The 23,780-nt window shown below is 67.5% G+C and carries 20 protein-coding genes; 7 read left to right on the forward strand and 13 right to left on the reverse strand.

Annotated features, from left to right (window positions below; translation table 11 throughout):
- Nucleotides 1-107: 107 nt before the first annotated feature.
- Nucleotides 108-1,205: a hypothetical protein gene (locus Q0982_RS11340; RefSeq protein ID WP_299395481.1), complete on the reverse strand. Its 1,098-nt coding sequence runs from the start codon at nt 1,203-1,205 to the stop codon at nt 108-110.
- A 202-nt stretch (nt 1,206-1,407) separates the two neighbouring features.
- Complete coding sequence (gene ribA / locus Q0982_RS11345) at nt 1,408-2,553, reverse strand: GTP cyclohydrolase II (protein WP_299395482.1); 1,146 nt, start codon at nt 2,551-2,553, stop codon at nt 1,408-1,410.
- 220 nt (nt 2,554-2,773) lie between these two features.
- Between ribA and Q0982_RS11350 the strand changes: the two genes are divergently transcribed.
- Entirely contained in the window at nt 2,774-3,700 is a 927-nt protein-coding gene (locus Q0982_RS11350; RefSeq protein WP_299395484.1) for an alpha/beta hydrolase, read from the forward strand.
- A gap of 71 nt (nt 3,701-3,771) precedes the next feature.
- The gene (locus Q0982_RS11355; protein ID WP_299395485.1) at nt 3,772-4,467 is read left to right on the forward strand and encodes a response regulator transcription factor; all 696 of its coding nucleotides are present in this window, start codon (nt 3,772-3,774) and stop codon (nt 4,465-4,467) included.
- Here the strand turns inward: Q0982_RS11355 and Q0982_RS11360 are convergent.
- Complete coding sequence (locus Q0982_RS11360) at nt 4,464-5,753, reverse strand: MFS transporter (protein ID WP_299395486.1); 1,290 nt, start codon at nt 5,751-5,753, stop codon at nt 4,464-4,466. The genes Q0982_RS11355 and Q0982_RS11360 overlap by 4 nt on opposite strands.
- Before the next feature lie 154 nt (nt 5,754-5,907).
- On the opposite strand from Q0982_RS11360, the gene Q0982_RS11365 reads away from it, so the two are divergent.
- A complete protein-coding gene (locus Q0982_RS11365; protein WP_299395488.1) occupies nt 5,908-6,741 on the forward strand; it encodes an MBL fold metallo-hydrolase in 834 nt (277 codons plus the stop codon).
- Nucleotides 6,742-7,145: 404 nt separating this feature from the next.
- Nucleotides 7,146-8,471, forward strand: a complete 1,326-nt coding sequence (locus Q0982_RS11370; RefSeq protein WP_299395489.1) for an adenylate/guanylate cyclase domain-containing protein — start codon at nt 7,146-7,148, stop codon at nt 8,469-8,471.
- Between the two features lie 12 nt (nt 8,472-8,483).
- Here Q0982_RS11370 and Q0982_RS11375 read toward each other — a convergent pair whose 3' ends face one another.
- The 10 genes from Q0982_RS11375 to Q0982_RS11420 form a co-directional block, all read right to left on the reverse strand.
- Nucleotides 8,484-9,659, reverse strand: coding sequence for an ABC transporter permease (locus Q0982_RS11375; protein ID WP_299395491.1), 1,176 nt, complete (start codon nt 9,657-9,659; stop codon nt 8,484-8,486).
- Entirely contained in the window at nt 9,656-10,654 is a 999-nt protein-coding gene (locus Q0982_RS11380; RefSeq protein ID WP_299395492.1) for an ABC transporter permease, read from the reverse strand. Before Q0982_RS11380 ends, Q0982_RS11375 begins: the two co-directional genes overlap by 4 nt.
- Nucleotides 10,655-10,659: 5 nt before the next feature.
- A complete protein-coding gene (locus Q0982_RS11385) occupies nt 10,660-12,603 on the reverse strand; it encodes an ABC transporter ATP-binding protein (RefSeq protein WP_299395494.1) in 1,944 nt (647 codons plus the stop codon).
- Between the two features lie 46 nt (nt 12,604-12,649).
- Nucleotides 12,650-13,174 (reverse strand): hypothetical protein, encoded by a 525-nt coding sequence (locus tag Q0982_RS11390; RefSeq protein WP_299395495.1) that lies wholly within the window; start codon nt 13,172-13,174, stop codon nt 12,650-12,652.
- Nucleotides 13,171-13,986: a polysaccharide deacetylase family protein gene (locus tag Q0982_RS11395; protein ID WP_299395497.1), complete on the reverse strand. Its 816-nt coding sequence runs from the start codon at nt 13,984-13,986 to the stop codon at nt 13,171-13,173. The genes Q0982_RS11390 and Q0982_RS11395 overlap by 4 nt, the downstream gene beginning before the upstream one ends.
- A complete protein-coding gene (locus Q0982_RS11400) occupies nt 13,983-15,260 on the reverse strand; it encodes a glycosyltransferase family protein (RefSeq protein ID WP_299395498.1) in 1,278 nt (425 codons plus the stop codon). The genes Q0982_RS11395 and Q0982_RS11400 overlap by 4 nt, the downstream gene beginning before the upstream one ends.
- Nucleotides 15,261-15,283: 23 nt before the next feature.
- The gene (locus Q0982_RS11405; protein WP_299395500.1) at nt 15,284-15,901 is read right to left on the reverse strand and encodes a histidine phosphatase family protein; all 618 of its coding nucleotides are present in this window, start codon (nt 15,899-15,901) and stop codon (nt 15,284-15,286) included.
- The gene (locus tag Q0982_RS11410; RefSeq protein WP_299395501.1) at nt 15,898-16,986 is read right to left on the reverse strand and encodes a glycosyltransferase family 4 protein; all 1,089 of its coding nucleotides are present in this window, start codon (nt 16,984-16,986) and stop codon (nt 15,898-15,900) included. Before Q0982_RS11410 ends, Q0982_RS11405 begins: the two co-directional genes overlap by 4 nt.
- Nucleotides 16,987-17,047: 61 nt before the next feature.
- Nucleotides 17,048-18,436 (reverse strand): glycosyltransferase, encoded by a 1,389-nt coding sequence (locus Q0982_RS11415; protein WP_322097009.1) that lies wholly within the window; start codon nt 18,434-18,436, stop codon nt 17,048-17,050.
- Nucleotides 18,433-19,659 (reverse strand): glycosyltransferase family protein, encoded by a 1,227-nt coding sequence (locus Q0982_RS11420; RefSeq protein ID WP_299395503.1) that lies wholly within the window; start codon nt 19,657-19,659, stop codon nt 18,433-18,435. The genes Q0982_RS11415 and Q0982_RS11420 overlap by 4 nt, the downstream gene beginning before the upstream one ends.
- Before the next feature lie 246 nt (nt 19,660-19,905).
- On the opposite strand from Q0982_RS11420, the gene Q0982_RS11425 reads away from it, so the two are divergent.
- From Q0982_RS11425 to Q0982_RS11435, 3 genes are all read left to right on the forward strand, one after another.
- The gene (locus Q0982_RS11425; protein WP_299395504.1) at nt 19,906-22,620 is read left to right on the forward strand and encodes an ATP-binding cassette domain-containing protein; all 2,715 of its coding nucleotides are present in this window, start codon (nt 19,906-19,908) and stop codon (nt 22,618-22,620) included.
- Nucleotides 22,621-22,689: 69 nt separating this feature from the next.
- The gene (locus tag Q0982_RS11430) at nt 22,690-23,139 is read left to right on the forward strand and encodes a cyclic nucleotide-binding domain-containing protein (RefSeq protein ID WP_299395506.1); all 450 of its coding nucleotides are present in this window, start codon (nt 22,690-22,692) and stop codon (nt 23,137-23,139) included.
- A gap of 139 nt (nt 23,140-23,278) precedes the next feature.
- Complete coding sequence (locus tag Q0982_RS11435) at nt 23,279-23,767, forward strand: class I SAM-dependent methyltransferase (RefSeq protein ID WP_299395507.1); 489 nt, start codon at nt 23,279-23,281, stop codon at nt 23,765-23,767.
- Nucleotides 23,768-23,780 lie beyond the last annotated feature (13 nt).

Here is a 23,780-nt window from a genome sequence, read left to right on the forward strand (position 1 = left end):
AAAGCGATCTCAAGGAGGGGCACATCAAGGAAACGGTTTCAGGGACAGTAGGGCTCAAGGATCGCAGGGCTGAAGGATAGCCGAGCCGCCGATCTGGGCGCGGGTCGCTAGCGGTTTGCCGGGTAAGCGGGAAGCGGGCCGGACGGCTGTCCGTCGTCGGTCCTGCGCTGCTGTCCCGCCATGGCCCGGTATTTGTCCAGGGCCATCAGCATCTGCTCGGCCAGGGCCGCATCGGGCGCATCGGCAGCCTGAAGCAGAGGATGGGCTCCGGGTTCGGCGGCCGCCAGGTCGATGCTCTCGCCAGTGGGATCAGCAGCACGGCTACGACCGCCGACTCCGCCACCATCGCTCCCTTTGCCAGTGGCCGGCGCTGGTGGCGCGGCATTGCCTGCGGCAGTCCCGGCTGCGGCGGCTGGGTCCGCCGGGGCGGGGCCCGGGGGTATTGGCGCAGCTGCCGGGCTTAGGTCGTTGAACAGGGCGTCCAGGGCCGCCTGGCCGGTCAGCAGGCCGTCGTGCTCTTCGGCCCAGCCGTCCTCTGTGCGATGCGCGCGGCTGCGGTCAGCGCCAACGGGCGACGGTGCCGGCGTCAGGCTGTGCGGGCTTGCTCCGAATGCAGCCGGTACAAATCCCGCCGGCGCTCCGGTGGGTGTTCCGGGGGCCATGGCCCGCGCTGCCGCCGGTTCGCCATCCGCCGCGGTGATCAGGGGTGGGGCGTTAAAGACGCCAGGGGGCAGCGGGAAGCCCGCCGGCGCCACTGTCGTTGGAGCCACTGTCGCCGGGGCCGCTTTCTCTGGGGCTACCGCGACCGCTTCCGCATCCTCTGCGCCGCCGTCGAACAAGGCCAGCACGCTGGCCCCGGCATCCTGGCCGGCCACCTCATCGACCAGCAGGTTGGCGACCGCACCGAGGAAGCCGGTGGGCCCACCGTAGAGCGTGCCGCCGAAAACCCGGGCCGGGGCCGAAATCTCGTCTCCGGTGATGGCCCGGTAGAGGGTGGAGACCACAGGAATATGCTGCAGTGGGTTGATGACGTCGAGGAAGTCGGAAAAGGAGAACTCGTTCTCGTCTGTTTCGGCGGCATCGGATCTCGCGGTCCCGGCCCCGGAAGCAGACGCGGCCTCGGGCGCCTTGGCCGTCGCACTGAAGCGCCCGGCCGCAGCCTCCTGTGCGTTAACGTAACCGCGGTAAAACTGAATGTCGCCCATTGGTCCTCCAAAGAACCAAAAAGCAAGATGCGGGCCAGGATTAATGGGTATTCAAATCAAGGGTTTAGCCTGGAGGTCCGGGGACGGCGCGGGGGGCGGCGGCAAGTTCTGCCCGGCGCGGCGCGGCGGCCCGGCGGATTTGCCGGGCCCGGCGTCTTTCAGCAGGGCCTCAGGCCTGCGCGAGCGTGGCTCTGGAAGGGCTTTAGAACAGGTGGCCGAAGCGTTCCGCCTTGGTGGCGAGATAGGCTTCGTTATGGCCGTTGGAGGGAAAGCTGTGCGCCACCCGTTCCTCGATGGCGATCCCGAAACGGCTGAGAGCGGCCACCTTCTGCGGGTTGTTGGTGAGCAGACGCACCCGACGAAAGCCCAGGCGGTGCAGCATCTGGGCTGCCGGCAGGTAAACCCGCTCGTCGGCGTCGAAGCCCAGCTGCTCGTTGGCGTCGAGGGTGTCGGCGCCGAGGTCCTGCAGGGTATAGGCCCGCAGCTTGTTGACCAGGCCGATGCCGCGGCCCTCCTGCGCCAGATACAGCAGGATGCCGGCGCCATCCGCGGCGATCGCCTGGATGGCGCCCCGCAATTGTTCGCCGCAGTCGCAGCGCAGCGACGACAGCAGGTCGCCGGTAAAGCACTCCGAATGCAGGCGCAGCAGCAGCGGGTCTTCGGGTTTGGGGTCGCCGATGATAATGGCCAGGTGCTCGGTGCCGCCGTCGTCAGGGCGAAAGGCAACGATCCGCGCGTCTTCCGCGTCGGCCAGGGGCACGGCGGCTTCGGCTACGGAGGTCAGGTTGCGCGCCGCGGCGAAGCGGTACTCGGCGACGTTCGCCGCCGTGACCGCCATCAGATCCCGCGCATCCGCCCAGGCCCGGGGGCTCTGCACCGGGGTGCCGGGCAGCGGCGCCAACAGCGCTGCCGGCAGCAGACGCGCCAGCTTCGCCAGTTCCACCGCGGCGACGTCCAGGCCCGCCGGTGCCGTCACCACCCGCCGGCTGCGCCCGACCGCGACCTGGGTCGCCGTCGGGTCGGCCAGGGCGCGGATGCGCTCCGCCTCGCGGTCCTCGACCGCCAGCGCCAGCACGCCGCCGCTGGCGATCAGGCCCTTGGCCTCGGGCATGCCCAGCGCCTGTGCCCGCCGTGCGGTGAGCAGCAGCATGGCCTCGGTGCCGGTCAGGGCCGCCAGGTCGGCCAGACCCTCCGCGCTGGCCTGCTCGGCCGCCTGCACCAGGGCGCCCTGGCCCGACCAGTCGTGCAGCACAATGGTCGCGCCGCGGCGCAGTTCCGCCAGGGCGCGCTCCACCGTCTGCAGGACGGCGGCATCCGGAGTTTTGGGTCGTTGCGCAGGCTTTTCCATGTCGAATGGTCACTTTACGGCTGCCGCCGGGCCATGTCACGTTGGGTTCCGGCGGTGTTTTGCGCCCAGGACATAGGCCGCCAAGGGGCGCTTGACCAGCCGGTTTTGATCGAACGGGGCAACCGGTCGCAGCAAGGCCTTAGACGGTCGCAAACGAAGAAGGCCGGACCAGCGGGACGGCCCACTGAGAGCACCTATTGGGGGGAGGACAGACAAGGCCATGGCCAGTCAGCCAGGATCCGGCGCCGCGACGGCTGCGCCGGTGTTTCGCGACTATGATCAGGCGGCGCTGGATGCCCAGCTCAACCTGCGCGCCCGCTGGCCGGAGCATCCGCAGTTCTTTGAGCGCTGGGCGGCTGATTCGGCGGCGATCCGAGCCGCGCGCGGCGGAGAACTGGACCTGGCCTACGGCAGCGGGCCCGAGGAAATGCTGGATCTCTTCCCGGCCTCCGGCGGTGGGCCCGCCTCCGGCGAAGGGCCGGTCGCGCTGTTGGCCTTCATCCACGGCGGCTACTGGCAGGCGCTGGACAAGAGCGACTACAGCTACCTCGCACCCCCCTTCGTGGACCGCGGCATCGCCTTTGCCAGCCTGAACTACAGCCTGGCCCCGGCGGCGGACATCGGCACCATGATCGGCCAGGTGCGCCGCGCCCTGGCGTGGCTGCACAAAAACGCCGGGGCCTATGGCGTCGACCCGGGACGCATTATCGTCGCCGGGCATTCCGCCGGCGGTCATCTGGCGGCCATGGCGCTTTCGACCGACTGGCCGGGCTTCGAGGCCGGGCTGCCGGTCGGCCTGCTGGCCGGGGGATGCTCGATCTCCGGGGTCTACGACCTGGAGCCGGTTCGCCTCAGCTACCACAACGCGGTTCTGAAGGTTCCCGCCGACCGGGCCGCGGCCTGGAGCCCGCTGCACGCCTTGCCGAAGGCCGCACCGCCCTTGATCGTCGCGGTCGGCGCCGAGGAAACCGAAGAGTTCCGGCGCCAGCACGCCGAGTACGCGACTTCCTGGCAGGACCGCGGGCTGCCTCTGGTGGACGTTCCGCTGCCCGGGCGTCATCACTTCAACGCGGTGGACGCGTTGGGCGAAGAGAATCACCCCCTCTACGCTGCAGTGCAGCAACTGCTGTCCGGGCAGGTTTCTTGAACCGCAGCGCCCGCGATGGTATCTGAGAATTTACAGGGGTTGGAGGTGGATTTGGGAGTTGGATGTCGGCCATGAACGGCGCCGCCGGAAAAAAGATCCTGCTCGTCGACGATGATTCGGCGCTTCGTCAATCGCTTAGCGAACAGCTGCGGCTGCACGAGGAATTCGACACTGCCGAGGCGGAAACTGCGGCTGCCGGGTTGGAAATGGCCAAGGCCGACTACTACGACCTCATCCTGCTCGACCTCGGTCTTCCGGACATGGACGGCCGCGACGTCTGCCGGCTGATGCGCCGCGGCGGCGTCAAGTCGCCGATCATCATGTTGACGGCGGCGGAATCTGATGCCGACACCATCCTGGCCCTGGATGCCGGGGCGAACGACTATGTCACCAAGCCTTTTCGGCTCGGCGTCCTGCTGGCGCGCATGCGCGCGCAGCTGCGCCAGCACGAACAGAGCGAGGACGCCGTCTTCACCATCGGGCCCTACACCTTCCGGCCCAGCGCCAAGCTGCTGACCCATGGCGAGTCGAAAAAGAAGGTCCGCCTGACCGAGAAGGAAACCTCGATCCTCAAGTACCTCTACCGCAGCGGCGACACCGTCGTCGGACGCGACAAGCTGCTGGGCGAGGTCTGGGGCTACAACGCCGGGGTCACGACCCACACCCTGGAGACCCACGTCTATCGTCTGCGCCAAAAGATCGAGAGCGATCCCTCAGCGGCCGAGATCCTGGTGACCGAGCCGGGCGGCTACCGGCTGGTTCCCTAGGGCGTTTCCGGTTTCGACGCCGCGAGGCCGGTCTGCCCGGTGCCGCGCAGGCCCGGCATGACAAACAGCAGCAGCAGGCTGAGCACCGCCGCCAGGCTGGTCAGAACGGCGAAAGCCGGGCTGCTGGCGACCCAGTCGCCGGACCACTTGACCAGTTGGGCCAGCAAGAGGGGGCCCAGAAAGACGCCGAGGTTGCGGCCGGTCATCACGCTGCCGAAGGCGCGCGCCCGCTGCCCGGTGTTGCGCACCGCTTCGGTCGGCAGCGTGAACAGACAGGTCGGCACGATGCCGGCGGTGATGCCGTAGAGGCAGAGCGACAGCAGGCCGGCAAGCCCGCTGCTGCTGACCGGCAACAGCCACCACAGGAGGGCCTGCACGGTGACGGCGCCCAGCAGCAGCCGCTCGACCGCCAGGCCGCGGCGCAGAACGAGGCCGCTCAAGACGTTGAAGATACCGACCAGGACGATGGGGATCAGGTAGACCCAGAGCGCCTCTTCCACCGTCAGACCGAGGGCGCCGACCAGGTACTCCGGCAGCCAGGTCATGTAGGCCAGATACTGGCCCGACCACAGCATGAAGACCCCGGCGGTGAGCCAGAGCGCCTGCTTCTGCCCGCGGGTCCAGGGCGCGCGCGGGGGCCCGCCTGCCCCTGGCGCAGCGGCCTGCGTCTGGGCGCCGGCCGGGCCGGCCGCCATCGACCCCTTGCCGCGCAGATGCCAGGCCCAAACGATCAGGCCCAGGGCCATGGCAACGCTGGCCAGCCACAGCCCGGTCCAGCCGGTGGTCGCGAGGGCGAAGGGCGCCAGCACCGCGGCCAGCAGTTGCCCTGCCGGCATCCAGGCGGCGACCAGACCGACGACCAGATTGCGGTGCCGTTCGGACACCAGAGACGTTGCCAAGACCGGTCCGGCCACGGCGAGGATGGCAAAGGCCGCGCCCTCGAGAGCACGCCCCAACAGCACGACTCCGCCAAGCTGGGGGGCGGCCAGGCTGACCAAGGTCCCGCCGGCCATCAGCGGCAGGGCCAAAAGGATCAGGTTCAGCGGACCCCGTGCCTCCACACGCCGGCCGATCCACAGCGACAGCGCGATCCCCAGCACCGCGTAGACCGACATGAAGCCACCGGCCAGCACGGGGTCGTAAGCATAGCGATCGAGAAGCAGCGGCAGGACGACCGGCAGCTTGAACTGGGAGAAGGCGGCGAACACCAGAACCACCAGTCCAAGGCCGATCAGCGCCCCCCTCGGGGCCACCTGTGGCCCGCTGCCGCGGCCGCTGGATGTCAAGCTCCGCCGCCTCCAGGCCCCGAATTTTGGCGAATTTTCATTGGGGCGGGCCGCTCCTATTCGCTAGAGTGAACCAATTCTCGGCTATGCTTTTCTCGTCCGCTAGATCGGCGGGCCGTATTTTTGGCTGCCGGATCGAAGGGATAAAGGCATTTTGCAGAACGGTAGCGATTTTTTTGTTCGTTTCTGGGGCACCCGCGGCTCGATTTCCTGCCCCGGCGAAAGCCACCTTCGCTACGGGGGCAATACGGCCTGCCTGGAGATCCGTTGCGGCGAGAAGCTGCTGATCTTCGATGCCGGCACCGGCCTCAGGCCCCTGGGCCGGGAGCTGACCGAGAACTCCCCGCTGGAAGCCGACATTTTCCTCACTCATACCCATCATGACCACATCGTTGGCCTGCCGTTCTTTGCGCCGCTGTTCGACAAGCGCAACCGCATCCGTCTCTGGGCCGGGCACCTGATCCCGGAACTGACCCTGCACGACGTGCTGGTTCAGTTCATGAACGCGCCCCTGTTCCCGGTGCCGCCGAAGATCTTCGCCGCCAACGTCTCCTTCCATGACTTCTCCGCCGGAGATGTTCTGGAACCCAAGCCCGGCGTGCGCCTGATCACCGCACCGCTCAATCACCCCAATGGCGCCACCGGCTACCGGGTCGATTTCCGCGGCCATGCGATCTGCTACGTGACCGACACCGAGCACCTGGAGGGCAAGCCCGACCGCAACATTCTGGACCTCATCCAGGGCGCCGATCTCGTCATCTATGACTGCACCTATACGGACGAAGAGTTTCCCAAGTACCGCAACTGGGGGCACTCCACCTGGCAGGAAGGGGTCCGGCTCTGCGACCAGGCCGATGCCGGCAAGCTGGTCATCTTCCACCACGACCCCGGCCATGACGACGAGTTCATGGACCGCGTCGCCGAAGAAGCCGAAGCCCTGCGTCCCGGTACCGTGGTCGCCAGGGAAGGCATGGTGCTGCGGCCGTGAGATGCGCTGCAGCGCGCCGTCGGCTTTCACGGCGAGGCGCTCATTGCTTGAGGAGACGTTGCGGTCGAGATCGAAGTATTCCGGATAGCCCGTCGGTTCCCGCCGGCAACGGCAGCGCTTTGTGCTTCCGGCGCTGACGGCAGCGCACGCCGCGGTCACGCAGAAGTTATGCGCCGCGAGAAGCCTCGGCCCGGCTCATCCCGTAAAATGCCGGTGGATATTCCAGAGCGGGTCCGGATCGCATGGACGCCCTGACAGCACCTCCGCGAAGGTCCGGCGACCGGCAAATCTGTTCTAACTCTTTGATCTGGAGCGGACTTACTTGTTTGGGCGGAGCCACGTAGAGGGCGCCCCCAAACCCGATCCGCGTTAAGGCCCCATGCGGGCGTTCGAGGGGAAAGGCCATGTTGAGCTGGTGGCAAAAGGATCTTGAGGCCGGCCTGCCGACGCGGGTGAAGGCCGCCGTGCGCGAACAGGAAGACGCGACCGAGCGCCTGATCTCCTGGATTCAGCTTGCAATTGTCCTGACCTTCGGCGCGCTCTACATCATCTCACCGAAGCCTGAGGTCGACATCGCGCCCGTACCCTGGGCGCTTTCCGTCTATCTGGTGCTGACGCTCATTCGCGTCGTCTGGTCCCACGTCGGCCGTCTGCCAGACTGGTCGCTTGCGGTCTCGGTGTTCTTCGACATCACGCTTCTGATGGTGCTGATCTGGAGCTTCCACATCCAGTACATGCAGCCCGCCTCCTTTTATCTGAAGGCGCCGACGCTGCTTTACGTCTTCATCTTCATCGCGCTGCGTGCGCTGCGCTTCGACGCCCGCTTCGTGCTGCTCGCCGGCGCGGTCGCGGCGCTGGGCTGGGGTCTGATGATCCTCTACGTCATCTCCAACGACCCCGCCGACAACATGATCACACGCGACTATGTCGCCTATATGACCTCGAACTCGGTGCTGCTGGGGGCGGAGTTCGACAAGATCCTCTCGATCCTCATGGTCACCGGGCTCATCGCCTTTGCGATCTATCGTGCCAAGAGCCTGCTGGTGCGCGCTGTCTCCGAACAGGCGGCCGCGCGCGAGCTGTCGCGGTTTTTCGCGCCGGAGATTGCAGAGCGTATCAAGGGTTCCGAGGACCACATCCGCGCCGGCACCGGCGAGCTGCGCCAGGCCGCCATTCTCAATCTCGACATGCGCGGCTTCACCCGCTTGGCCGGGGAGGCGCCACCGGATCAGGTGATGACCCTGCTGGCCGAGTACCAACAGCAGATGGTGCCGATCATCCGCCGCCACGGCGGCTCCATCGACAAGTTCCTGGGCGATGGAATCATGGCCACCTTCGGCGCGGCCGAACCCTCCGAGAGTTATGCCGCCGACGCCCTGCGCGCGCTGGACGAGGCGATGGCCGCTGCCGCCGACTGGCAGAAGGACTGCCGCACGGCGGGCCGCAGCTGCCCGGCGGTCAACGGCGCAGTGGCCGCGGGCACCATCCTCTTCGGTGCCGTCGGCGACGACACGCGTCTGGAGTACACCGTCATCGGCGACGCGGTGAACCTCTCGGCCAAGCTGGAGAAGCACAACAAGGAACTGGGCGTGCGTGCGGTCTGCGACCGCGAGACCTACGAGACTGCCGTGGCCCAGGGCTACAGCCCGCAGGAACAGACCAAGCTGCTGGAGGCGGTGCCCGTCGGCGGGGTTCGCGATTCCTTGGGCCTGGTGGTCCTGGCGGCTTAAGTCCGCCGAGCTCTATCTGTAAGGGTCGGCGGCGTCGCGCAGCCCGTCGCCCAGGAAGTTGAAGGCCAGCACCACAAGGAAGAGCGGCACCACCGGCAGCATCAGCCAGGGATAGAGCTCGACGATGTTGAGGTCCTGCGCCTCGTTCAGCAGAACGCCCCAGGAGGTTACCGGCGGGCGCAGACCGATGCCGAGGAAGGAGAGCGCCGTCTCGCCCAAAATGGCCGTCGGGATCGAGAGGGTCACCGAGGCGATCAGGTGGCTGGTGAAGCTGGGCAGCAGGTGGCGCCCGATGATCCGCCGCGGCGAGGCACCCATAAGCTGGGCGGCGGTGGTGAAGTCCTCTTCGCGCAGGGAGAGGATCTTGGCGCGCACTGCGCGACCCAGCCCCGGCCAGTCGAGGAAGCCGATGATCACCGAGATGCCGACGAAGACCCCGATGGGACTCCAGGTCACCGGCAGCAGAGCCGAAAGCGTCATGAACAGCGGCAGCTCCGGGAAGGAGCGGATCAGTTCGATCACGCGCAGCACGATTGCGTCCACCCAGCCGCCGTAGTAGCCGGCGGCGCCGCCGATGATCACGCCGAGCACGAAGGAGATAGCGACGGCGATGAAGCCGAGACTGAGAGAGATGCGCGCGCCGTAGAGAATGCGGCTCAGCATGTCGCGTCCCAGGCGGTCGGTGCCGAAGAGGAACAGCGTTCCCCCCTCGGCAGGACAGAACAGGTGCACGTCCCCCGGAATGACGCCCCAGAACTCGTAGGCATCGCCGCGGCAGAAGAAACGGACCCTCTGAATCTTTTCCGGATTGGGCACGTACTCGCGCGCCAGAGTCTCCATGTTGAGCTTGAAGTCGAAGCCGTAGACGAAGGGTCCGATGAACTCGCCCTCATGAAACAGATGCAGCGTCTGCGGCGGGGCGTAGATATGGCCGGTGTCCCGGCTGTGCAGATTGTAGGGCGCCAGGAACTCGCAGATGACGATGGCGAAATAGATGGCGAGCAGGAAGGCGCCGGACCACACCGCGACCCGGTGGCGGCGGAACTTCCACCACATGATGCGCCACTCGGAGGCCTGATAATAGCGCTCCTGCTCCGGCGTCAGCGTGTCGGCGCGATAGGGATCGAAGGGCGCTTCGTTGACGTAGTGGGGCAGCGGCTCGCCCGGCCTGAGATTGCGGTCGGTCATTTCGACGAGGCCCCTCCCAGACGGATGCGCGGATCGAGCATGGCCAGGAGGATGTCGGAGATGAAGACCCCGATCACCACAAGCGTTGCCTCGAACATCAGGAAGGCGCCGGCCAGGTACATGTCCTGGCTCTGCAGGGAGCGCAGCAGCAGAGGTCCGTTGGTCGGCAGATCCATCACCACGGAGACCAGTGCGGCGCCGGAGACCACTTGCGGCAGGATCATGCCGATGTCGGCGATGAAGGGGTTGAGGGCCAGGCGCAGCGGATACTTCAGGATGATCTTCATCGGCGAGAGGCCCTTGGCCCGCGCGGTGATGACGTACTGGCGCTGCAGTTCGTCCAGCATGTTGGCGCGCAGGCGGCGGATCATCGCCGCGGTGCCGGAGGTGCCGATCACGAGCATCGGAATCCAGAGATGGTTGATGACCGAGATCACCTTGTCGACGGTCCAGGGTGCACCGATGTATTGCGGGTCCATCAGCCCGCCGATCGACAGCCCGAACCAGACGTTGGCGTAGTAGAGCAGCACCAGGGCGAAGAGGAAGTTCGGCATCGCCAGGCCGAAGTAACCCACGAAGGTCGCCGCATAGTCGCCGACCGAGTATTGCCGCACGGCGGAGTAGATGCCGATGGGAAAGGAAAGAATGTAAGTGAAGAGCGTGGTCGCCAGCGCCAGGACCACGGTGAACCAGAAGCGGTCGCCGATCACCTCCACCACCGGCAGCTCGAACTCGAAGGAGTAGCCGAGGTCGCCCTGCAGCAGGCCGAGCAGCCAGATCCAGTACTGCTCGATCATAGGCTTGTCGAGGCCGTACTGCTCGCGCAGGAAGGCGATGCGCTCCTGATCGACGGTCTCGCCCCGTGCCTGCTCCTCGGCGATCAGGGTTTCCAGATAGTCGCCGGGCGGCAGTTGAATGATGAAGAAGACGACCAGACTGATGACCAGCAGCGTCGGGATCATCACCAGCAGGCGGCGGGCGAAGTAGCTCAGCATGGGGTCTAGACCTTCGCCTCGTGTTGCCGCGCCGGCTGGGGCCGGCAGGTGAGCATTGCCGGATCGCTGCCGGCGCGCGCACGCACCCAGTGTCCGTCGCCCAGGTCGATCATGGTCATCTGCGGGCCGTCCCCGCTGGGTGCACCACTTCCGGCGGGCGCGATCGTGAAGGGCTGGGGCCAGGCCGTCGGGTCGGAAGCGCGCCCCTCCATCAGGGCCGTCAGGTCGAGACGCTGGTGCGGATCCGGTTCCGGCACGGCCGACAGCAGGGCCTGCGTGTAGGGGTGGACCGGGTTGCGGAACAGGCTCTCGCGTGGTGCCAGTTCCACGAGACCGCCCCGGCACATCACCGCGATGCGGTCGGCGATGTAGTCGACCACCGCCAGGTTATGGCTGATGAAGATGTAGGTCAGACCCAGATCCGCCTTCAGGTCCTTCAGCAGGTTCAGCACCTGGGCCTGGATGGAGACGTCCAGCGCCGAGACCGGCTCGTCGCAGATCAGCAGCTGCGGGCGCAGCGCCAGGGCGCGGGCGATGCCGATGCGCTGGCGCTGGCCGCCGGAAAAGCTGTGCGGATAGCGGCGGATGTGCTGGCGGTTGAGGCCGACGACGCCCATCAGTTCCTCCACCACCTGGCGCCGGCTGGCGGCCGTGCCGATGCCGTGGATCACCAGGGGCTCGGCGATGATCTCGCCCACCGTCATGCGCGGATTCAACGAGGAGAAAGGGTCCTGGAAGACGAACTGGATCTGCTTGCGGAAGTTCATCAACGCCTTGTTTTCCAGGGTCAGGACGTTGGTTTCCGCATCGCCGGGCCGCCCGCCGGTGAAGGTGATGCTGCCACTGTCGGGGGTGAGCGCGCGCATGACCATCTTGGAAAGCGTCGTCTTGCCGCAGCCGCTCTCGCCCACCAGGCCCAGGCACTCCCCGCGGCGCACCGTCAGCGTGACGTCGTCGACGGCCAGCATCTCGCTGCTGCTGCCGCCGAAGAGTCCCGACTTGCGGATGGTGAAGCGCTTGGTCAGCCCTTCGATCTTCAGGATCGTTCCGTCGGCGTCTTCGGACCGTTCGATCTTTTCGCCCAGGAAGGCGCCGTCGCCCTGTTTCTTGATCTCGCGGATCGGCACCAGCCGCTCCCCGGGCGCCATGTGAAAACGCGGCACGGCGCGCAGCAGGGCGGAGAGATAGGGATGCGCAGGGGCCCGGAAGATGTCCTCCAGCGTACCGCTCTCCATGATCTCGCCGTGGTACATGACGACCACTTCGTCGGCGACGTTGGCGACGACACCCAGGTCGTGGGTGATCATCAGCACCGCCATGCCCAGCTCCGACTGCAGATCCTTGATCAGTTTCAGGATCTGCGCCTGGATCGTCACGTCCAGGGCGGTGGTCGGCTCGTCGGCGATCAGCAGGGCCGGTCGGCAGACCAGCGCCATGGCGATCATGGCGCGCTGGCGCAGGCCGCCGGAGAGTTCGAAGGGATAGGTCTTGATCGCCTTGGCCGGATCGGGAAAGCCCACCAGCCGCAGCATCTCCGTCGCCAGTGCCAGACCTTCGCTGGCGGTGACATTCCGGTGCAGGTGCAGGGCTTCCAGGATCTGATTGCCGACAGTGTGCACCGGCGACAGCGAGGTCATGGGTTCCTGGAAAATGATCGAGATGCGGCTGCCGCGAATGGCGCGCATGGCCTCGCTGTCTGAGTGCAGGCTGGCGATGTCGATGACGTCGCTGGAGCTGACCGGGTCGTTGAACAGGATCCGCCCGCTGTCGATCTTGGCGCTGCGCGGCAGGATGCCCATGATCGCTTGGCTCACCACCGACTTGCCGGACCCGGACTCGCCGACCAGGGCGACGGTGCGCCCGGCCGGCACGCGGAAGCTCACGCCGCGCACCGCTTCGAGGCGCCCCTCCGGCAGATCGAAACTGATCCGCAGGTCCTTAATCTGCAAAAGGTTCCGCACAGTGGCTCCCCGGTCCCCAGGCAATATCGCAGGGTTATAGGACGTTTGGCGGGGAATCGCACCCCACCGCCGCATCGCTGTCGATGCCCAGGTCGATCAGGTTGCTGGCCGTCGCGGGATCGAGACTGAGGCCATTGTTCTTGTACGAACGAGCGGCCATCTCCGCGACCTTTTCGAAGCCCTCCAGGCTGGATTCGAAGGTGAAGGCGGTGCCTGCCCCTTTCAGCTTCAGCTCCATGAAGCCGGCGCCGAAGACGCCGCGCTTGCCGCGCCGGCCGAAGTAGCGCAGGCGCATGAAGTCCAGGTCGGACCAGGCCAGCACCTTGGTGCCGAGGCCGCGGCAGGCGATTTCGTTTTCGGTCAGCGCCACCTCCAGCTTCTGGCGCTGCAGGGTCCGCAGGCCGAACACGCCAAACAGCACGGCGATCCCGCCGAAGATCACCACCACGGGAATGTTCGGCGGCACGACGATCAGGACGCCGAGGCCGACCACGAGGCCGGCGCCGGAGCGCAGATAGTCCCCGACCAGCGCGCGGGAAGGATAGCGGAGCACGATCATGCCGCCCCCGAAACGGATTGGGGCGAAGACGCCGGCACCCTGTCCGCCGGGGCGGCGAAGAGCGCATCGGGCGGCGGGAAGCGGCTGGCCGGATGGCCGGCGAGGCGCGGCAGCAGGTCTTCCAGGAAGCGCCAGGCCTCCGCGTCGTGGACGGCATGATGGGTCAGGATGCCGGTGGCTTCGCCCGCATCGACCGCCCCTGTCCGCCGTGCTTCCAGGTGCCCGACCAGAAGCTGCAGGGCGGCCGCTGTTCCCAGGAAGCGGCGCTGCGGGCGCCACTGCATGATGTCGACATGGCAGTTCACCTGCCGCAGCCCGGCGGCGGGCTCTGCGAGGCGGCGGGCCTTGTAGGTCGAAAGGCCCGTAAAACCGAGGGACGGCAGCGCCGCCACAAGGTCGCCATCGATGCGGTTCCAGGGCGGCACCAGCGCAGGGATCAGCCGCTCGCCGCAGAGCGCGGCCAGCAGGGCCTGGCCCTGGCGCAGCTCCCCGGCGATCTCGGGGCGCAGCGCGGGGGCGACGAGCTCACATTTCTTGGCGTCCGGGCCGGCGTTGTTGCGGTGGGCGAAGCCGTGCTGCAGCACGCGAACGCCCGCAGCGCTACCCGCCAGGCTGGCCGCGAGGGTTGCCTCGGCAGCTTGCGGGATCACCGCGACGGCCAGGGGCAGGCTGAGACTTGCGGCGAGGTCGATCAGCCGGTCGAGGGCGGCGGTCCGGGCCGTGGCGTCATCGTCGCGCCACCAGAGGGTCGCCGCCTGTCCGGCCTCCCCCCAGCGGTCCAGTTCCCGCTCCAGGGCCGCCCAGTCGCTCACGCGCCCTGCTCCAAAGACGAGGCCGGGGGTGGGACCGGCGTTGCCTCGCTTCCGCCATTCTCTGCCGCCAGCAGCGCCTGCAGGTGGCGGGCGGTTTCGTCGGCTCCTTCCATGCGGAAGGGATCGCGGGTGTTGGTCGTCCGTTTCTCGAGGGCGCGGGCAATGCCGGCTGCCAGGCTCTCGCCGCTCAGGCTCCGTTCGTCGACCACCGTCAGGTAGCCCTCTGCGGCCAGGCGTTCGGCACGCAGGGTCTGCTCGGTCTCGGTGCCGCCGGCAAAGGGCACCACGACGCCCGGCAGGCCCGCGGCCAAGACCTCCATGATGGTGTTGTAGCCGGCCTGGCTGATGGACAGGCGCGCGCGGGTCAGCAGCAGGGCGAAATCGCTGCGCGCCCGCTCCACGACGACGCCCTGCGGGGCGAGGTCCGCCAGCTGCCGGTACTCGGGCTCCGGCATGTTGGGGCCGATCAGAATGCGCCAGGGGGTCTCGGCCAGAGCCGTGAGCGGCCGCGCCGCCAGGGCCGCTTCGACCAGATGGCGGCCGACCGCCCCGCCGCCGACGGAGACAATCACCTCGCCATGTCCGGCCTCCGGATCGTCGGCTTTGGGGGGTGGCAGCACGCGGCCCGCCTCGGTGACGTAGCCGGTGTAGTGCAGGCGCTCGGACAGCGCCGCGGCCTCGGGAAAGCTGGTTTCGATGCGAAAGAAGGCCGGATCGCCGTGCACGTAGAGCAGGTCGAAATCGCGGCGAAAGGTCTCCAGCATCCAGCTTGCCTTCTCCGGGCGCTCCGGGCGGTTGACGATATCGCGCAGCGAACAGGCGATCAGCGCGGGCGGGTCGGCCCGGCGCGCCTCGGCGACCAGCGGCTCCAGTTCGAAGCGCATCTTGCGCCGGCCGAAGGGATAGAGCTCGATCATCACCACCCGCGGGCGCTTGCGGCGATAAAGGTCCAAGAGCTGGGCGCGCCGCGCCGCCATCCAGGCCTCGTCGATGGGCCGGTCCTGCGCGTCGACGATGACCGCGAAGGTCTCGTCCTGGGCGCGGGCCGGCGGCAGCTGCACCACCTCCACGCTGGGCAGGCCCTCCACGCTGGGCAGACCGAGATCCCCGATGGGCAGCCCGCCGGTGACGAACACGACCTTCAGGCCGGCGCGCTGGAACGCCCGCGCCAGCACCACGCCGCGGCGGATGTGTCCGATCCCCAGGAGGTGCTGGACATAAAGCATCACGTCGCAGCGCTCTTCCGCCATGCCTTCGATTGCCTCCCGGTTCATCGGTTACACCTTGGGTGAGGAGGTTAAGCGCCGTCGAGGGCGATGTTCAGGGCCGCAACCGAGGGCCGGCCGTCCGCGGCCAGTGCAAAGCGGTGCGCGCGCGCGGGTTTCAGCTTCACGGGCGGCCTGTCACGCATATCCCATCCGCTGGCAAGGGCATAGATGGCCCTGATCACACCTTTGTGCGTCACCGCAACCACATCGCGGTCCTCGCCCGCCTGTTCGCGCAGCCACGGCAGGACCCTTTTCTGCACGGCCCTGGGACTCTCGCCGTTCGGCGGGCGAAAGTCCAACCCCCGGGCTTCGTTGGCCGCCATCGCCGAGCCGCCGGCGGCGCGGAGGTCGTCCAGGCGCTGCCCCTCCCACGCGCCCCAGTCGGCCTCGATCAGCCGCGCGTCCTGGGCCAGGGCGGTCGGTCGCGGGCCGCCTGCCGGCAGGCGGCGGCGCAGGATTTCCGCAGTTTCGCGGGCTCGCTTCAGGGGACTGCAGATCCAGGCCGCCGCAGCCGCTTCGGCGGGCAGGCGCCACTGCGCCACGGCGTTCCGTCCCGCGGCGGAGAGCGGTTGATCGCTGCGGCCCTGCAGGCGCCCTTCTTCGTTCCAGGCGGTCGGGCCGTGGCGGAGCAGCAGCAGCGCCGTCACCGGCGGCTCGCTTCTTCCAGGATCGCATTCAGCCGACGGGCCGCGGCCAGCAGGCTGTGGTTCTCGGCGACCACCTTCGGGGCTGTCTCGCCCATGGCGCTGCGGCTGGCGGTCTGGGTCAGGATTTCGCGGACACTGGCGGCAAAGGTCGCCAGCCCGGGATCGCAGAGGTAGCCGGTCACGCCCTCCTCGACCAGCGTCTCCACCCCCGGGTTGCGCCCGGCAACCACCGGCAGGCCGGCGGCCTGGGCCTCCAGCAGAGCCATGCCGAAGGCCTCGTTCACAGCCGGCCAGACCAGCAGGTCGCAGGCCGCATAGAGCGCCGGCATGACCTCCGGCTGGACCCGCCCGAGAAAGCGCACCCGTTCCGGCTGGGCCCAGGCGAAGGCCTGGCGCACCTCCTCATAGGCGGCACCGTCGCCGGCGATCACGAGCTGCCAGGGCATGTCGGGGATGGCGCGCAGCGCCTGAGCCAGGAGCTGGTAGGACGCCAGCTTGTCGCCCGGCCGCGTCATGGCCGCGGCCAGCAGCCAGGGCAGCTCCGGGTTCAGGTGCTGCTCCTTGGCCAGGGCCTGGCGGTACTCGCCCCGCAGCGGGCGCACGGCGTCGTAGGGCGCGGTGTCGAGGAAGGCCTTCAGCGGCCGCACCTTGTCCTGATCGGGGATCAGCTTGGCGTCCAGCGGGTTGAAGGTGACCACCGCGGCAGCCTGCTCCAGGGCCTGCAGGACCGCACGGTGGCTGGGCGCCCAGGGGCCGCTGGCCCGCTTGTGGGCGACCGAGGCTTCGGCGACCACGTAGGGGATCTTCAATGCCGCGGCCACTGCCGGGCCGATCCAGTCCGGCGCCTTGTAGTAGAGGTGATAGGTGAACCAGAGCTGCGGGCGCTGGCGCGCCGGCAGCGCCTTGTAGCGGCGGATCAGCCGCTTCGCCAGGCCGCTCCCCACTTTCTGCAGGCGTGCCTGGCGCTCCGGGTCCCCGACGGCCTCGCGGCTGCGAAAGCGGCTGGCCAGTGTTACATCGTGGCCGGCCTGTTCGAGCGCCTGCATCAGCAGCCGCGCCATCAGCCGGTCACCGGACGGATTCACATGTGTCGGGGGCTTCAGTGGAGCATAAAAGGCAATACGCATAACGCTGAATACACAAATCCTATAGCGATCCGGCAAGGGTATTCGCCCCGCCGGCCCTGAACAAACTGTCTAGCGTATCGATTCCGCGCTTCATATCAAATTCGCCGCGAACCCGGGCCTGGCCGGCCTTGCCGAGGCGCGCGCGCTGTTCCGGGTCGGCGATCAGCGCGGCCAAGGCTCCGGCGAGGCTGGCCGGGTCCCCGGGTGGCACCAGGGTGCCGCTGACGCCGTCCTCGATCAGTTCCGGAATGGCGGCGACGGCGGTGGCAAGACAGGCCAGACCCTGGCTTTGCGCCTCCATGAGAACGTTGGGCAGCCCGTCGCGGTCACCGCTCCTGGCGATACGGCTGGCAAGGACGAAGAGGTCGTTCTGGCGGTAGAGGGCCAGAATCTCCTCCTGCGCCAGGGGGCCGCGCCAGGTGATCCGTGCGCCCAGGCCCAGGGATGCGGCCTGTTCCTTCAGCTTTTCGGCCAGCGGGCCGCCGCCGACATGGGTGAGGTCCCAGTGCAGATCCTCCGGCAGGTCTGCGAGCGCCGGCAGCAGGTCGTCATAGCCCTTCTTCTCGACCAGCCGCCCGACCGAAAGCAGGCGGACGCGGCGCTCGGGCGCGCTGCCGTCGCGCGGCGGGGCGGCGGCTTCTTGGCCGCTGTCCTGGGGCGCGGCGAAGCGGGTGAGGTCGAGCCCGTGGTACAGCAGCGTCACGCGCCCGGGCTCCGGCGCCAGGTCGCGCAGGTGCCGGGCGCCGTAGGCCGTGCAGGTGACCAGCCAGTCCGCCTCTGCCAGCTTCTCGCGTTTCTCCCAGTCCGGGATCGTCCAGATGTCCTTCGCATGGGCCGACACGCTCCAGGGCAGGCCCCGCATCAGGCTGGTGTAGCGCGCCACCGAGGCCGGCGTGTGCAGGAAGTGGGCATAGAGCCTTTCCACCTCCGCCGGCAGCTCCGCGGCGAGCACGCAGGCCTGGCCGAAGCGACGCGCCCGGTTGGGCGTCAGATCGCGCCGCAGGTCCTTCAGGAAGGCACGCCACGCCGCACGGTAGCCGGGCAGGCGCCGGGCGCGCCGCCAGCCGGCCAGCACGCGCAGCGCTTCCTGGTAGAGGTATTCCGGCAGATAGCAGACCGGCGCCGTGATCTCGTCATGTATGGGGTGACGCTTGCGGTCCGTCGGATGGCGCAGGGAGATCAGACGCAGCCGGAAGCCACGCTGCTGCAGGGCCAGAAGTTCCTGGGCGATGAAGGTCTCCGAAAGGCGCGGATAGCCCTTCAGCACGACCCCCAGGACAGGGCTCGGGACCTGCCCCTGGGGCCGGCCAGGGCTGCTGTCTGCCGTGCTCTGCGCTGCTGGTCCGTCCGGGAGGGCGTCTGCAGGGGGCGTCGCCGCCGCCGGGCGCCGGACTGCGGGTTCCGTCACGCCTGCCCCTGCGTTGCTTCGGCCAGGCTCAAACCGCTGCCGCCTTGCTCAAGCCAATGGTCGGCCAGGCGCACGACGTTCCCGGCGCCGTCCAGCAGGCCCGGGATCACGACCTCCGACGGGCGGCTCTGCTGCGGCAGGTTGCGCAGCGCCGTCGCCATGAGCCTGGCGTCGCGCACGCCGTCGTCGCGCAGCATGCGGATCAGCCCCAGATCCTGCGCCCGGGACGCGCGGATGTGCTGTTCCATGCGCGGTTCCGTGCGCGGCACCACCAGCGCACGCTTATCGAAGGACAGGACTTCGCAGAAGGTGTTGTAGCCGCCCATGCAGACCATGCCGATCGCGCGGTCGACCAGGTTCTCGATCCGCGCTTCGAAGGTGATGGCTTCGACGTTGGGCAGCTTCGCCGCCCGCGCCTGCAGATCCGCCTGGACCTCGCTGTTCATGAAGGGCCCGAGAACCAGCAGGGCAGGATAGGGCATTTCCGCATCGCCCTCGTAGGCGCGCAGCACCCAGTCGATAATCGCCTCGCCGTCGCCGCCGCCGCCGGCCGTCACCAGGATATAGGGCTCGCCAATCTTCTCCAGGGTCACCTGGGCGCCCGCCTCCGGCATGCTGCGGCGCAGGTAGCCCGTGTAGGTCATCTTCTTGCGGACGGAATCCGGCAGGTCGATGCCCTCCAGCGGGTCGCAGACCTGGGGCAGGCCATAGACCCAGATGTCGTCGTAGTAGCGCGCCAGCGCCGGGGCCACCTGTTTACGCTCCCACTCCGGTGCCAGCAGCCCGGGCTCGTCCATGACGTCGCGAAGGCCCAGAACACAGGGCGTGCCCCGCTGATGCAGCATGGCGAGGGTGCCCTCCACCTCGCCACGCAGGCCGAGCGGTTCCTTGTCGACGATGAAGAGGTGCGGGTCGAAGGCCTTGGCGGTGTGCTCGATGATGGAGGCGCGCATCTCCATGGTCTGCTCGATGTCGATGTGCAGCGCCAGGGAGGTGTAGTCGCCGTTGCGCAGCTTGATCACGCCGGGAACCCGCACGAAATCGACCCGGGCGCGGAAATCGAAGGATCCGATGATGGGAGACCCGGAGAGGATCAGCACCGAGAGCGCCTTATGGGCCTCCGCCAGGGTATGGGCGATCTCACGGCAGCGGCGCAGGTGGCCCAGGCCGAAGCTGTCGTGGCTGTAGATGAGGACACGCTTGCCCTTGCGGCTATCCTTCACGCGGCCTCCTCCCTCTTCCCTAGACGATGCGCCGGGCGCCGGCGGGACTATGACATAGGCCCCGCCGACCCGGAACCCCACTCAATCCTCGGCGGCGGAAGCCCACAAAGCCGTGATCCGGGTTTGCCGCCGCACCCCTGGGCCAGGCGTTTACCCGCTGCGGACCATGGGCTAAGTTGCCAAGCGGAAAAGACGGGAGAAAAGCCGAAGCTGGCCGCCGGATCAAGCGGTTAGCCCGGGTCCGTGATGGGTATGGAACCAAACATCTTCAAATACGTCTGGCACCACAGCCGGCCCGAGCAGCTCTTCATTCTGCTTCTGGTTATCGTATCCCTGCCCTTCTACTACTTCTCCCTGAACCTGCCCAAGCAGATCGTCAACCAGGGTATCCAGGGCCAGGGCTTCGACGGCCCCGGCGCCACGCAGCCGTTCTTCCGGCTGCATATGCCTTTCGGCGAGAGCCTGTTCGGGGAGCCGGTGCTGCTGTTCGACGGCCTGTCCCTCGCCCAGGCGGACATGCTGACCGCCCTTAGTCTGGTCTTCCTCAGCCTGGTCATCGTCAACGGCCTCTTCAAGTTCGTCATCAACACCCGCAAGGGCCGCTTGGGCGAACGCCTGCTGCGGCGTCTGCGCTATGAACTGAGCGACCGCATCCTGCGTTTCCCGCTGCCGCAGATCCGCCGGGTCAAGCCGTCCGAGATGGCGACGATGATCAAGGACGAGGTGGAACCGCTGGGCGGCTTCATCGGCGATGCCTTCGCGACGCCGATCTTCCTCGGCGGACAGGCGCTGACCGCGCTCGCCTTCATCATGGTGCAGTCGATCTGGCTGGGCCTGGTCGCCGCTGCCGTGGTGCTGTTCCAGGCCTTTCTGATCCCGCGGCTGCGCCGACGTATTCTGGTGCTGGGGCGCGAACGGCAACTCACGGCGCGCATGCTGGCCGGGCGCATCGGCGAGTTGATCGACGGCGCGGTCGAGATCCACGCCAACGACACCACCAACTACGAGCGTGCGGACCTTACGGCGCGCTTGGGCCGCATCTTCAAGATCCGTTACGAGATCTATCAGCGAAAGTTCTTCGTCAAGTTCCTGAACAACCTGCTGGCCCAGATCACGCCCTTCATGTTCTATCTCGGCGGCGGTCTGCTGGCGATCACCGGCCATCTGGACATCGGCGCCCTTGTCGCCGTCATTGCCGCCTACAAGGATCTGCCGGCGCCCATCAAGGAACTGATCAACTGGGACCAGCAACGCCTGGACGTGCAGATCAAGTACGAGCAGGTGATCGAGCAGTTCCAGCCGCCGGCGCTGATCGATCCCCAGCGCCAGGCCGTCGAGAACGATCCGGGTGCGCCGCTGGAAGGCCCTCTGGTCGCTTCCGCTCTCTCCCTCCTGGACGAGAACGACATCCCGCTGCTGCGGTCGGTCAGCTTCACCGCGGAGTCGACCCAGCACATTGCCGTTGTGGGTCAGAGCGGCAGCGGGATGGAGCAGTTGAGCCTCCTGCTCGCCGGGCTGCTGGAGCCGAGCTCCGGGTCGTTGCGCATCGGCGGCCATGACGTCGATGCTCTGCCGGCCGCCGTGACCGGCCGGCGCATCTCCTACGTCGGCCAGAACGCCTATCACTTCACCGGCTCGCTGCGGAACAACCTGCTCTATGGCCTCAAGCACCGGCCGGTGATCTCCGCCGACCCGGAGCATTCCACCTCCGCCTTCGACAAAGCCGAAAGCCGCAGGTCCGGCAATCCGGATCTGGATATCCATGACGACTGGATCGACTATCACGCCGCCGGTGCGGAGGGGGAGGCGGACATCACCGAGCGCATGCTCGATGTGCTGTCCACCGTGGACCTCGTCGACGACGCCTATCGCTTCGGCCTCACGGGCACAATCGACCCCGTCAGCAAGCCGGATGTGGCCGACGGCATCCTGATGGCCCGTGCCGCGATCATCGAGCGGCTGGCGACCAGCGGCAACGAAGACCTCGTCATTCGCTTTGAGGCCGATGCCTACAACTTCAATGCCAGCGTCGCCGAGAATCTGCTGTTCGGCACGCCCCGGCGCCACGACTTTGTATCTGAAGAGCTGGCCAGCAACGAAACGGTGCGGGTCATCCTGCGTGAGGCCGGGCTCACCGACAACTTCGTCACCATGGGCGTGACCATTGCCAAGACCATGGTGGAGATCTTTGCCGACCTGCCGCCGGGCCATCCCTTCTTCGAGCAGTTCAGCTTCATCAGCGACGATGACCTGCCGGAGTTCCGCACCATCGTCACCCGCGTCGACAACCTGGGGGTCGAGGCGCTCGACAAAGCTGCGCGCCAGCTCCTGCTGGGTCTGCCGTTCAAGTATGTCGAGGCCCGCCACCGCCTGGGGCTGGTCGACGAGAGCATGGCGGAGCGTCTGATCGACGCGCGCCGGCGCCTGGCCGAACGCCTGGAGCGGGACTGCCCCGATGCCGTCGAGTTCTACCGTGCCGATGCCTACAACGCTGCAGCCTCGCTGCAGGACAACATCCTGTTCGGGCGGCTGGCGTACGGTCAGGCCCAGGCGGAAGAGACCATCGGCCGCACCCTTCTGGAAGTGCTCGACGACCTCGGTCTGCGCAAGACGGTGATCGAGGTGGGCTTGGACTACAACGTCGGCATCGGCGGCGGCCGACTTTCCGCCGGTCAGCGCCAGAAGCTGGCGATCGGCCGGGCGCTGCTCAAGAACCCGGACCTCCTGATCGTCAACGAGGCCGCCTCGGTGCTCGACCGTTCGAGCCAGGTGCGCCTGATCGAGAGCATCCTCGAACGGCGCAAGGGGCGCGGCGTCATCTGGACGCTGCAGCGTCCGGAACTGGCCAGCCGCTTCGAAATGATTCTGGTGATGGGCAACGGTCGTCTGGTCGAGCAGGGCAGTTATCAGGACCTGCAGGAGAAGGGAACGACATTCAAAACGCTGGTCGCCGCAGAATAGGCGACGGGCCAATAAAGGGTGCGCCCCGGCGCGGGCGCGCCCGATAAGAGAGGAACAAGGAAGCGGGCGATGAGCATTGATCAAGAAGTCGAGATCCTGCGTCGGATACCGATCTTTTCAGAGATCGATCCGGCAAAGCTGAAACTCATGGCCTTTGCCAGCGAACGCCTGACCTTCAAACCGGGCCAGCGGCTGTTCAATCAGGGCGAAATGGGCGATGCGGCCTACATCGTTCTGGACGGCAAGGCGGACATCCTGGTCGAGGGGGATGACGGCCCGCTGCGGGTGGCCCAATTGGCCGAGAACGAGATTATCGGCGAAATCGCCATTCTTTGTGATATTCCGCGGACCGCCTCTGTTGAAGCGGCCTCTCAACTCACCACCTTAAAGATCACGAAGGATCTCTTCTTTCGCATGATCATGGACTTTCCGGAGATGGGTGTGGAGGTGATGCGCGTGCTGGCCCACCGCCTTGAGCAGACGACAACGCAGCTTCGCGTTGCCCGGGCGGCTGGATGAGGACCGAGCCCGGATCCCGCATCCCCGCTTTGCAGAGGCAAGGCCAGGCGGCGGCCGGCGTGCCCATCGCTGCTCTGTCCGCCCGGACACCCTGCGGACCGACACCCCGCGGACCGGCACCCCGCGGACCTGCCTCCTCGTGAGCCGTCTCGACAGCTTTATCCGCCGGCTGGAGGCCCAGCGGGCCTGCATCGACGCGGCAGTCGACCTGGTCGGGGCGCTGCCCGGCCCGGTCTTCGAGCTGGGGCTGGGCAACGGACGGACCTACGACCACCTGCGCACGCGCTGTCCAGGCCGCGAAATCTTCGTCTTCGAGCGGAAGGTGGCCGCCCATCGGGACTGCATTCCCGATGCGGACCATCTCTTCGAGGGCCCGCTGGAGGCGACGCTGGAGGGTGCGGTCGAGCGCTTTCACGGCCGGGTCGCCCTGATCCATGCCGACCTCGGCAGTGGCCGTCCGGACCATGATGCCCGGCTCTCCGCTTTCGTCGCCCGGCAACTGCCTCTGCTGCTGGCCAGCGGCGGGGTCGTGGCCTCGGACCAGGACGTGGTCTGGCCGCAGGCCGAGATCATCGCCCTGCCGGAAGGCGTGCGTCCGGGCCGCTACTACCTGTTCCGCAAGGAATAGGCCGTCACAGGGC

It is taken from the genome of Pelagibius sp. (assembly GCF_028281305.1).
In the GTDB taxonomy this organism is placed as follows: Bacteria; Pseudomonadota; Alphaproteobacteria; order Kiloniellales; family Kiloniellaceae; genus Pelagibius.